General features: G+C 42.7%; 9 protein-coding genes. 8 read left to right on the top strand and 1 reads right to left on the bottom strand.

Annotated features, from left to right (window positions below; genetic code table 11):
* The first annotated feature begins 35 nt into the window (after nucleotides 1-35).
* The 3 genes from ACZ1G6_RS16550 (at nucleotide 36) to ACZ1G6_RS16560 (ending at nucleotide 8,416) form a co-directional block, all read left to right on the top strand.
* Nucleotides 36-7,115, top strand: a complete 7,080-nt coding sequence (locus ACZ1G6_RS16550) for an N-acetylmuramidase domain-containing protein (RefSeq protein ID WP_472617294.1) — start codon at nucleotides 36-38, stop codon at nucleotides 7,113-7,115.
* Nucleotides 7,087-7,647: a hypothetical protein gene (locus tag ACZ1G6_RS16555; protein WP_472617295.1), complete on the top strand. Its 561-nt coding sequence runs from the start codon at nucleotides 7,087-7,089 to the stop codon at nucleotides 7,645-7,647. Before ACZ1G6_RS16550 ends, ACZ1G6_RS16555 begins: the two co-directional genes overlap by 29 nt.
* Before the next feature lie 139 nt (nucleotides 7,648-7,786).
* Nucleotides 7,787-8,416, top strand: coding sequence for a tyrosine-type recombinase/integrase (locus tag ACZ1G6_RS16560; protein ID WP_472617296.1), 630 nt, complete (start codon nucleotides 7,787-7,789; stop codon nucleotides 8,414-8,416).
* 318 nt (nucleotides 8,417-8,734) lie between these two features.
* On the opposite strand, the gene ACZ1G6_RS16565 is transcribed toward ACZ1G6_RS16560, so the two are convergent.
* Nucleotides 8,735-8,953, bottom strand: a complete 219-nt coding sequence (locus tag ACZ1G6_RS16565; protein ID WP_472617297.1) for a hypothetical protein — start codon at nucleotides 8,951-8,953, stop codon at nucleotides 8,735-8,737.
* Nucleotides 8,954-9,282: 329 nt separating this feature from the next.
* Here ACZ1G6_RS16565 and ACZ1G6_RS16570 point away from each other — a divergent pair, with 329 nt between their 5' ends.
* From ACZ1G6_RS16570 to ACZ1G6_RS16590, 5 genes are all read left to right on the top strand, one after another.
* Nucleotides 9,283-9,801, top strand: a complete 519-nt coding sequence (locus ACZ1G6_RS16570; protein WP_472617298.1) for a tyrosine-type recombinase/integrase — start codon at nucleotides 9,283-9,285, stop codon at nucleotides 9,799-9,801.
* A gap of 163 nt (nucleotides 9,802-9,964) precedes the next feature.
* Entirely contained in the window at nucleotides 9,965-10,894 is a 930-nt protein-coding gene (locus ACZ1G6_RS16575; RefSeq protein ID WP_472617299.1) for an NYN domain-containing protein, read from the top strand.
* A gap of 186 nt (nucleotides 10,895-11,080) precedes the next feature.
* The gene (locus ACZ1G6_RS16580) at nucleotides 11,081-11,902 is read left to right on the top strand and encodes a hypothetical protein (protein ID WP_472617300.1); all 822 of its coding nucleotides are present in this window, start codon (nucleotides 11,081-11,083) and stop codon (nucleotides 11,900-11,902) included.
* Nucleotides 11,902-12,372, top strand: a complete 471-nt coding sequence (locus ACZ1G6_RS16585; RefSeq protein ID WP_472617301.1) for a hypothetical protein — start codon at nucleotides 11,902-11,904, stop codon at nucleotides 12,370-12,372. The genes ACZ1G6_RS16580 and ACZ1G6_RS16585 overlap by 1 nt, the downstream gene beginning before the upstream one ends.
* A 49-nt stretch (nucleotides 12,373-12,421) precedes the next feature.
* A complete protein-coding gene (locus ACZ1G6_RS16590; RefSeq protein ID WP_472617302.1) occupies nucleotides 12,422-12,562 on the top strand; it encodes a hypothetical protein in 141 nt (46 codons plus the stop codon).
* The last annotated feature ends 93 nt before the right edge of the window (nucleotides 12,563-12,655 follow it).

The following is a 12,655-nucleotide window of genomic DNA, read 5'->3' on the forward strand; positions in this document are numbered from 1 at the left end:
TGTATATTAATGGATTAAATATACAGGCAATGGACATGTTTTCTAACACGTATACGCGTGCAAACTCGCTTAGTGGCTTACTCAGCGCATCGGTACTTTCTTTTTTTATTATTTTTACTACAAATACTGCCAACGCGGCTATTTTTGGTAGTACCTTGAATGTGCCAGCAACTGATGCTGATGGCACCTTCACTATATCGTGGACAGAAACCGCACCTAATTTAATTTTAGAAGAACAAACGGGCTTCGGTTTTACACCTTTGCTCCAAAGCACACTTGGTAGCCCCATTACCATCACAAGACCGATGGGGTCGTATACCTTTCGTCTTGCATCATGCAATAATGGTGGTGGCGGCGGAGGCCCTGCGCCTTTTGCCGCGCGAAGTATGAGATTCCCATCTGGCGGCTCATCTTGTGTTTATGGCGTCGCCAAAACTATTTTTGTTTCACCCGATGTAGCACCGCCACCCACAGGGCCAAGTCCTGGCGAGCCTGTTGCTGAACCAAGTGCAACATCAGCCGCTTCAGCCCCCACGCGCACAGGTGGCACGAATTATCATCAAAAAAATGGAGTTGTGCTCGATCAAGGGCTAATTACGCCCACTGTGCCAAGCTCCAATTTTCAAGGGGGCTTAATGGGCAATGCGGATGTGTCAGGCGGTGGCGCAAATTACAACCTGCCACTTGATGTATTGCCGGGCCGAAATGGTATGCAACCATCGGTATCCATCAGTTATAGCAGCCGGGCTGGCAATGGTAACGCCGGTGTAGGCTTTAGTGTGAATGCTGGCGGCTCGATATCGCGATGCGGCGCAACCCTTGCGCAAGATGGCTTTTTCAAAAGTGTGAGTTTAAACAAAAGTACCGACAAATTATGTTTAAATGGTCAGCGTTTAATGCGCGCCTCGGGTACCTACGGTTATTCAGGCGCTCAATACCGATTTGAGATAAACGATAACACCGTTGTCTATCAGCTAGGCGGTAACATTGACCAAAGCAAAGCATATTTTAAGGTCGTATCGCCCAGTGGTGGCGTCACGTATTATGGACAAAATACGCAAAGCAAAGTGGTATTAAGTGGTAATGCAAAAACCCTCACATGGCTTGTGGATAAACAAACGGATGTCAGTGGTAATAACACCATGGAGTATGTGTACAGCAATTATGGTGATGGTCAGCGCTTGCTAAGTAACATTTACTACACAGGTACGCGCACATCACGTGGTGATAGGCGCGTTAACATTGTGTATGAAACACGTACCGACGATAGTGTCAGCTATATGGTAGGCGCGATGAGTAAATCAACTAAACGCGTGAACTATATTGATATTATTTATGGTTCAACTCGTATCTATCGTTATGATTTGCAATACCAAAGCAGTAACGCAAGTGCGCGAAGTTTGTTAACAGGTATTCAAAAGTGCGCTTATGAGTTTGGTGCGGTATGTCAAGCGCTGACTACATTTGATTGGTCAGATGATGATATTCACTACCAAGTCGAAGCGCTTGAAACAAATAACGGGCAAACGCTAGCTCCGGGAATAAGTCAAACGACTTTACCCCGGGGCGACATGAACGGTGATGGTGTTCGTGACTGGCCTACATTTTTTGTTAATGCCGAAGGCGATAACAAGGGCGCTAATAATTATGCGCAAAACCCTTGTACTAATAGTTTTGTCACCAAAAGCACGATTTGCCACAGCCCAGATTTTGACAAAGACGGCCTTACAGATGTTTGGCGTGTCCGCAATGGTAAAATGGAAATTGGCTATTCGCGCGATGGTCAACCCAATAATTGGACCGATGTTGTCACCACCAACGTTGCATTATCAAATCAGATATATGCTCACGCCGCGGCCTCAAAATCAGTAACTAGTATCGCTGATTATTCGGGTAATGGTTGGCCCGACTTAATTGTGCATGAAGCCACCGAGATAACTAGCTACTACACCAGGAATGTCAGCACGCGAGGAAATTTTTATATTTACAAGCATTCTGGCAATCGAAGCGCGCCCTACCCAAGTAAAACGCTACTAACGTCTCTACAAAGCCGAGAGTCCATTCAATATGCGGGAGACTTAAATGGTGATGGTCTGCCTGACTTTGCAATTTCGTCGACAAATCGTTTAAGTCGTAATGCACGCATCACTAAGTTATTGCTAACCAATCAGTCATCAGGGCAGCATTTCAGCCTAACAACAGTCCCTTTTTCGGTGCCTGCGCCTTCTACCACAAGTTTAACTGACAACTTTGACATGTTGGTAGATATTAATGGCGATGGTTTGAGTGATTGGATCGGACTTATATCAGGCCAAAACATGCGTTTGTATGGCAAGTTAAACAAAGGCAATGGCACCTTTACCCCACATTTTCCGCTTAATTATACATTACCTTCACGTCAAGTTGGTGTCCAAAATGGGCCCGAACAAGAATTTATAACAGCGCCGCGTTACAGCGTTGGGATAAAACAAATTGATATGGATCACGATGGTCAAACTGAACTACTTATTCCTGACGCAAGACAAGTAACGGGTTGCGCGCGAGTGAATATATCAAATGGCAGTCAATGGTTGTGTGGGGACGATATTTATGACACACCCTTGCCGCAAGCTGGACAAATGTTTAATGCACAAGAGATTGACGATAAAAGCATTTACCAATTTAAACAGTTAAAGTTTGTTAAACAAACCGATAACACCTATCGCATTGCGGTGAGTAATACATCATTAATTGGGAATGTGGAAAGTGCGGTTGTCGATGCCTTTGGTAAAGGTTTAAGTGACTTGGTATTCGATTACTATGGCGATGCTGGCAATTATCGAACAAATACACCGGCATGGGGTCCGTTAGTGGGCAAAGCTGATAACAGAGTCTATGTGAATCGCAATTATGGCAGCACTTCGATTGCCTCACCTTCTGTTGATGATTACCATCCAACAGATTTAGTTACACAAGTCGACAATGGCGTTGGAAATGTTACCCAATTTACTTATTTGCCACTCAGTAGCGGTCAACAAGCTAATCTGTATGAGGTGAATCACGATGATGTAGTTGATAATAACCATTTTCATTTTGCCTCAAGTATGTACGTTGTGGCACAAAAGCGCACTAAAAACATTAACGGTTCATTTAACGTCATGCGTTACGAATATGAAGGTGCGATGTATAACACGCAAGGTCGTGGGTTTAGAGGCTTTTATCGTATATCAGAGATTAATGAGGCCTTAGGCACGCGAACAGACACCCAATACAAGCAAAAATTCCCTTATACCAGTTTAATTGAAAGCCAAAAAGTATATGCCATAAATAGCAATGCGCCCTTTATGACAGTTGATAATGTCTATGACGACATCACAAATAGTACCTATCCCAATACAGTGAAAGTATTTAACATTGATAGCGTTACTAAACGTTATGACATCAATTCTTTGGCGTTAATGACAACCCAGCAAACAACAGTCAACCCGACTAACATTGACGCATTCGGGAACATCACCGAGTCACTCACCACAGTGAAAGATAAATTTGGTGAATTAAGAAAGAAAACAACCGCAAATTATAGCCCAAGTGTTGCTTGGCCGCATAAACAAACCTCATCAACTCAAAGCACCACATACATCCCAGATTCAGCGCCGGTTAGTATCCCTAACAATGTAGCATTAGCGCATACGCAATTTTCAGCCACGACGATTTGGGATCTTACTCATCGTAAGCCAAAAGAAACGCTCAAAGGTGCTGGCAACTCTATTTTAAGTGCCAGTCAGTGTAACACCTCATCTAGTGATGATTGTACTGTGACCACTGCCACATATAACACCTATGGCCTGCCCACAAAACTTGTTAATAAGGGGCGTGTGACCTTAGGCAGCGGTGACACTACCGCCTTGCAAATAAAAGAGCAGCGCATCAGCTATACCAAAAACGGAACCAGTAGTGCCAGTGATGGTTACTTCCCTTATCGCACCACCGTTGAAAATGGCAGTTTAGATCACGTTTCATACACAAAATACTACCCTGCTCGCGGCTTAACTAAACGCATCATCGATGCCAATAGTGTGGCACTTGATACCAAGTATGATAGCTGGGGCCGGGTAATTGAGACAAAACCGTGGGGCGCTCCTATTCAATACACTAGGTATCGCACGCCAGATAGCCTTGCGCCTACTGGTGTCGTGGTGAGCAAGGTAAGCCAATATCAAGCAGGTACACCTACTGCACATCAGTATATGGCCAATAACGGCAAACCGCTAAGAGGTATGACACAAGGTTTTGATGGCAGTTATATCAAAGTCGATACACTGTATGACAATCTAGGACGCATCACCCATGAATCTGCGCCGTATTATAGTGGCAACCCCTATTACACTCGTTATTATGGCTACGATATTCTGTCTAGACCGGCTCAAAAGCAAGCCTTATCTACTTATAATAACGAAGCATTGAATGTTACTTATACCTACGATAGTTTTACCACTACCGTGACTACCACTGCACCTGATGGGCCGAACATGGTCATGACGCGCACGTATGACTCGCGTAAATTGTTAATGGAAACCATCGATGACATTGGCGGCAAAACCCAATACGCCTATGACGGTATGGGCAACCCTGTGGTGATAACAGATGCCAACGGTAATAGTATTGTGGCTTCTTATGATGATTTGGGCCGCAAGACCTTTGTTGATGACCCCAATCAAGGTACCACGTTGTTTTCATACAACGCCTTTGGTCAGCTAGAAAAACAGATGGATGCTAACAATGTAAGTATGCGCTATGACTATGACGCGCTTGGGCGGGTCACTAGGCGATATTCGCCAGAAGGTACCGCGAGCTTTGTATTTGATACAGTGAAAAAGGGCATGCTTAGTAGTGAAACAAGCCCAGGCTTTGCGCGCAGTTATGAATACGATATTTTAGCACGCCCAGTGGCATCGGTGACCACCATTGATGGGGTCACGTACCGCGGTGAAACCCACTACGATGCTAACTATGGTAGAATTAAAGCAGTGGCCTATCCTAATGATTTAACCGTGCGCTATTTTTACAACACACAAGGGTATTTACAGTTTGAAACCAACGCTGCGAGTGGGTATGTGTATCGTGAAGTCACAGCCCAAGATGCCTTTGGCAATATTCAAAATAGTCACATTGCCAATGCCAATAATCAAGGTGCGTACTTATACAGCCAGCTCACAGGACAAATGCTATCTTCACAGGTGAAAAAATCACTACAAACTGTGCATCACCTAGCATATACCGACTATGACAGCTATGGTAATTTAAAAGAGCAGCGCAACTATGTTACATCGGTCGCTGCCACTGACAACTTCACCTACGATTCACTGCATCGTTTAACGCGTTCAACCTCTCGTATGAATTCGTTGCCAACCAGCAGCACAAATCCATTTACCATTGACTATGCATATGATGCCGTGGGCAACTTACTTAAAAAGACCGATTATTCACAAAACCATAATAATGCTTATCGCTATACCAGTGGCACTAACCGCTTGCATCAAGTGACATTAAAAAATAACAGTGTCGTGACATTTGCATATGATGGACGAGGTAACCTCACCAAGCGCAATAATCAAACACAAACGACCTACAATACGCTTGATAAGCCCAAGCGTATCACCAAAAATGGTGCTACACTCGATTTTTACTATGGCAGTGACTGGATGCGTTTTAAGCAAGTACGTACTCATCAAGGTCAAACGACGACGACCTATTATTTAGGAAAAGGCTTTGAAGTAGAAAAAGTAGGCAACAAAACAACCGAGCATACCTACATTGGTGATGTGGCCGTGTTAACAGAAGTCGATGGCACACCCAGCATTCGATTTACTCACCGAGACCGACTAGGCAGTGCTACAAGTTATACGAATCAAGATGGTGATGTGCTGGGTTACCGCACATACGACCCATTTGGTAAACCACGAATGGGTAATAATGCGCCTATGAATTACTATGCCATGGCATCACGTATACTCAATAATCTTAATGATATAAACAATCCATTAAGACGCGGTTTCACCGACCATGAGCACTTAGATGAAGCCGAGTTGATTCATATGAACGGGCGGGTGTATGACTATAACCTTGGGCGGTTTATGTCTGTAGACCCGTTTATTCAAGGTGACGGAAACAGCCAAGGAATTAACCCTTATAGTTATGTCATGAATAATCCACTAGGGTACACTGATCCGAGTGGATATACTGCAAAGTCAACTGATAGGCGTTCAGCCTGCAAGTTTTCGTTAAGTGGTTGCGAGGCCTCCGGTTGGAGTGTTCCCAGAAAATCTGGTAATAATGGAGTAATCCATAGTCAACAAACTGGCACGCCTGAACAGATTCAGGATATTGAGTCGAGGGTAATAAAGAGAGGAGGGAAATTGACTTTAGGGAGAACCAATGCCGATGGCTCAGTTACAGCTCATTTTGCAATGCCGGTGGCAAAAACGTTTTTTATAGACGAAAATAGTACCAGTGGGTTGACTGCTAACACAATTTCTTCTTCAAAGGGGGCTGCTGGACTATCTCAACAAGACCTCACCGATGCCGCCTCTGCAATTGGGACGGATGAAGCTGCAATACTTGCCGTAGGGGAACTTGAAAGTGGTAATAATGGCTTCCTCGCCTCTGGAGACCCCAAAGTTCTTTTCGAAGCCCATATTTTTAGCAAGCTAACAAATGGTAAGTATGATAAATCGAATCCTGATATATCTTCAGCCACATGGGATAAGAGCTTATATAGTAAGGGTTCGGCAGAACAAAGAGGGCTTGGGGAATACATGAGATTGTCCACCGCCATGTCTCTTGATGCAGACGCAGCGATAAAAGCCACATCTTGGGGGAGATTCCAAATTCTTGGATTGAATCATAAGGCTGCTGGGTACAAAACCCCTAAAGCATTCATGTCAGCAATGCTGACAAGTGAGGTATACCACCTCAAAGCCTTTGTTAACTTTGTCAATCGTTCAACAATCAGAAGTCAATCTCTTCAAAATCACAATTGGGCGAGATTTGCTAGGAACTATAATGGACCAGCCTTTAAGGCAAACAGGTATGATACGAGGCTTAGTAATGCATATAAGAAATACAGCACACCTTAGATTATTAATGAGTTTTGGGTTGCTTTTAGCAACCCAAGCCTGTGCAAAAAACACAGACAACATATACGTTGATGAAAACTTGATACCGCAAGTTAATGTGGATAGTGAGGTTGTGAGCGAAAAAATTAACAATCAACTATCATCGTTTTTTAAAGATTTCGCATGTGACGACGGCTCCATGCCAGACGTTACAATCGAAAATACATTCGTTAATGATAGTTACTTAAGTGCTTCCTATATGCTTGCTGGATATTGCCCGGGACTAGCTTCTCCATTCGAATTTTCTGGTGGCTTCACATTTGACTTAATTTCTGGAGAACTTGTACCACTAGAAAAGCTAGTCAACAATAAAAGCATCATAAAAAATACAATACAAAAAACTTATAATGACAAAAGCAAAGTAGATTGTCCTTTACCTGACTATAGTGGTGAGTTTTACCTAAAGGAAGGAGTCATAGTTTTAAAAGAGTTTTACCCATCTAAACAGGACATTACTTGTGAATTTGAGGTTGAGTTGCCTATCAGCAAATAACGTTTAATTATCACCCACCGATCTCCGATCGGTGGAATCCTGCGTCACCCATCATCACACCTTCATCATTACTAGCAGTATTATCCGGCTGAAAACATTCCCATTTTGGAGTATAATCGGGAAAGTCTAGGAGAATGGAATGAGTAAAGTTGTAGAGTTCAAGCATCATCAAAGTACCACCCCAACCATCGAAAATCGGAAAGTTCTTCCAACCCCACCCAAATATGACCAAGTTCGTGAACGTGAATATCTTCTACCCGATGAAGTAAATCGCATCATCAAAGCTGCAAAGAATGTCGGTCGCCATGGTCACAGAGATATGACAATGGTGATGATGAGTTATCACCATGCATTGCGTGTATCTGAGTTAATCAATCTGAAGTGGTCACAAGTTGATTTATCACAAGGTCTGATTCATGTTAATCGACTAAAAAATGGTGTTGCCAGTGTACATCCATTAAGTGGTCAAAGCATTCGGGCATTACGTAAACTCAAACGTGATTATCCCGATACCCAATATGTGTTCATGACCGAATGTAAAGGTCCATTGGTGGCTGATACCGTTAGAAAGATGATAAAACGGGCAGGTGAAGTAGCACAACTGCCCTTTCCTATACACCCACACATGCTAAGGCATTCAACAGGGTTTAAACTGGTGAACGACAAGCATGATACCCGTGCTATTCAACATTACATGGGGCATAAGAACATTCAACACACGGTGCGTTACACAGAGCTTGCTACGGGACGGTTTGATACCTTTTGGTAGTGTACCGTGTTGAGCAGTGTTGAATGTTGCGGTCTGTTGAGTTGATTCAATTAAGCATCAGTATTAACGGGTCGATGTAATTTACACATGAAAAGCAATGCGATTTAGTTTGGCCTGCAATTTACTTTGCACCATTTGGTAACCAAACATACTGTGATTCTCTGTGAAATATAACATCTGCGAATGTCGCACCATAAAACAATGGTAGGTCATTCGCTGGCCTACCTTCGCTGGCCTACCAATGGGAAGCCTACTAGTGCCGTGCACACGTTATCGTGATTGATGTAACGTGATATCAATCCCATAAGCACATGGATATCATCTAAGGCGATTGGAATGGTATCGTGTGTCGCCCTGTGTCAGGTAATCACCTGCCTGACCTACCATGCCCTCATGTTGCTTTACGGCATCAACAACACCCCTTACAACCTCATGACCTAAGAATGCTTTTTGATTGCACTTATCAAATGAAAAGCCCGATATGCTGAGATAGGCCAGTGATTTGCCATCCTTAATACTGTATTTGTTTGATGTCATGTTAACCCGCTTTTGTTGTTATAAAACGGTATTTATTGAGATTAAAAGACATCTGCAAAAAACATCACATCTTTACATGCTGGTGCAAATGATGTCACGTTATTCGCATCGCTGGCAGTTGCGCTGATTCACTTATCTCTCCCTTCGATAAAAAACACCAAATAAAATAGAACAATGTTTATTCATTGCTAATGCTCGCCTGTGCGCACTCATACTAAAGAGTTGATGCCACTTGGTAGCACTGCACTGGGTTTCACATAACAACATTGTTTTTAGTTTGGCGTTTATTTATCGCCCATCATTAATGTTATCGCAACACTGTTTTAGCAATGCTTGGGCTTTCGTATAGATATAACGAGGCCAATACACAAGGTAATTGTGACTACAAACGGGTGTTATTTTCACCCAAAGAATGTCAGCAGGCACTTAGTCATAAGTCACAATCATGGGCTGAATGGGCAGAGCCGATTGAACATAAGTTGCGCGACCTAATCAAGCACGGGCTTACTTTACCTAAGCTTATGCACTTAAATTCTGGTAACGCTTTGTTTCTGTGTAATAGCGGCCAGCAGTTTACAAGACGACAGCTCACAGCAATGGTATCGAAACATAAGCGCAGAGCAGGCGTAGCAAAGCGTGGCGCTTGTAATTTGCACAGGCACACTACTGCTACTACTATGCTGAATAATGGTGCTGAAATAAGTGTAGTGCAAAAAATGTTGGGACATAAGAGCATTAATACGACTCAAATCTACACGCACGTTGCGGTTCAAAGGTTGTCTGAAGAATATAATAGATTTCATCCGGCGGCACGTGCCCACGATAATGAACAACCGCCGGGACACTAGTGGCCTATGGTTAGCTAGTCGCTCATAGGCGCTTGATAAAGCCTTTATTGTGCAATATACTTGCGCGTAACAACTGACCCTTTTTCCACGCGTGACATTATGCTCCCTGAAATTGGGAGGAAAAGCCGGCGAAAGTCGGTTTTTTCATTTTAGGGAGAAAATAATGAAAACAAGGATATATGTTGACGGTTATAACCTCTATTACGGTTGTTTAAAAAACACGCCTTACAAATGGTTAGATATCGTTAAGCTATTTGAAAACCATATTCTTCCTAGCTCTACTCCTGAAGCCTACAATCAAGGCGATGTAGATGTCCGCTATTTTACTGCGTCAATAAGCGGTAAAGCAGCACAAGACGATGATTCTGTACAAGACCAATCTACTTATCTTCGGGCACTTCAAGCGCTTTACCCAGTCGGCAAGCTAGATATCATTCAAGGATATTTTTCTGTGTCTGACATGCTTGCATTTAAAGTAGATGACGATAATCCTGTCAAAGAGCCACGGTATTGTGAGCGAGTTAACGTATGGAAACTTGAAGAAAAACAAACTGATGTCAATATTGCTGTTGAATCATTATATGACGCACTCACCGATAGTTCATTAGAACATTTGGTGTTTGTCACAAATGATACTGATATTGCGCCTGCACTTAAGAAAATTAAATTAGCCACCAATATTAAAATTGGAGTTGTGGTGCCTACCAAAGAAACGGTACGTAGACCAAGTGAAATGCTACGTGCTGAGGCTGATTGGTTTCGTAGCAATATAAAAGATGAAGAATTACAAAATTCTGCGATGCCAAGAGCTATCTCCCAATCAGCTCGTCAAAAGCTTCGCAAACCAATTATTAAACCTGTTAGTTGGTTTGGGCAGCCTGACCTAGTAAACGAAATCATATCAATTCTTTTGACTACTACGGGTGGTAAACGCAACCGTTGTTGGCAATGGCTTGAATCTGGAAAACCAAATGTTGATGGCTTGCCTTCGCTCAAGGGCTTACCAATCAATATGCTCGATACTAAAGAAGATGCTGAAATCGTGCTAGCCCACGCTCAAGCATATGCTGAATATCTTAAACTTCAAGACTAAATAGTACGCTAAAAATACTACCTTTGATGACCTAGCTTCTGGTAATCTACCATTTATTACATTTTTCTTTAACAGTTTTGTTGTGGCTTAGCCTCTAGTCGTATACACGCTCCATACATATGAACGGGCGGGTGTAAGATTATAACCTTGGACGGTTTATGTCGGTTGACCCGTTAATTGTAGGTCATGGTAATAGCTAAGGCAATTAATCCTTATTCTTATGTGTTAAATAACCTCTTAGGATATACCGACCCAAGTGGTTATTCTCGAGTCGCCAAACACAAAGAGCGCACAAGGCTTAAAAAAATTGCTAAGTTAAACGAAAAGATTGACGCACATAATGCAAGTATCACAGACAAAGGCAGTACGAAAAATAACATCGGGAATGGCCAAAGCTCAACCGCAAGTGAAACAGTACCAACTAGTAATATGGTTGATTTTGGCTCTCCGCAGAATATTGCAGCTTCAAATGAGAATGAGTCGACTACTGGAAAAGCTCAGCCGGCTGTTGGAAGTGGGGCTCAAACAAGTGAAGATGCACAAAAGGTGAAACCTGACCTTTTGAAAGGTGAAGTTGAGGTCGAGTTAAACGGCTACATTAAGGGTAAGTTGTCTTCGGGGGGCGTTGAGCTTAGTGTGGAACTTGGAGCAGCATCAGTTTCATTTGATCAGGATGGAAAAATTTCTGGCACGTATGGCTTTGTTAAAGGCGAGGGTCAGTTTTCCGGTCTAGGTGCAAAACTCACGTCCTTAGGTATTGATATTAAAGGTGCTCAGTTTACATTGAGTGACTTTTCATCAACCTCCCTTTCTTGGAAACTCCACTATTCGAATAGTTTTTGGGGTTACGATGTAGGTAAGCACTTCCCTAGCTTTAGTGGTTCAATCAACATAGATCCAGTTCACTACATAATGCAAACAAGAGCTGGTCAAGCAGGTCAGCAATACCGATCTGGATCAACGAATTACGTTGAACAATGCATGGCTAGAAATTTTGAGGGTTGCTAATGATTAAGTTGATAGTAGTTTTAGCTTGTTTTCTCACCACTTGGGGACTGAATGTCAATGCCGGAGGTGGAGATGCTGATTGCGAGCCTAACGTTAATTTATTCCAAGACTATATTGGTCGCATAACTGAACTTGAAGCGAATACAGCACAATATTTTAATCTGCGTTATCTGTCTCAAGAAATGAAAAAACAAGGTATACCGGATGAGGAAATTACAACTAGGTTATTGAAATACATATCGAGCATCGATCAGCTATTGGAAGGGGTCTCGTTGATTGCCGTGAGCCCTTCCTGCGCAGGTCAGTCTTCGAGGCTGGTTTTTAAAGTTGACGATAAAGATTCGCCTGGGAAGGGCGACTATATAATTGTTCGCATGATTGAAGGTCGGGTCATAAATGTGAGTTTCGAGGAATCCGGTGTCTTATTGGATAATATGGGAATTCAAGATTTAGCCTACAAGAAGCTATAAATAACCTCATGCAAAGAAGGAGGAACCGTTACTGCTTAATGAAGATTATTTGATGAATGTATTTAAAATCCATCGTTACGATACGGATGGCGTTGTTATGGATGAGCAGGCGCAATCCTTGGCTACAGATATGTATTTCAAAGCACTCAAAGCTGACGAAGGTATATCTGGGTCGAGAGGGTTTTTATAGCTTTCGCAGGAGCAATCATGGGGTCAGGTTCGTTGAAACGCCATTGCACATTGTTATTTAGGTAAGGGTTTTGACGTTGAAAAAGTAGGCAAC

Source organism: Glaciecola sp. HA4-3 (assembly GCF_055693685.1).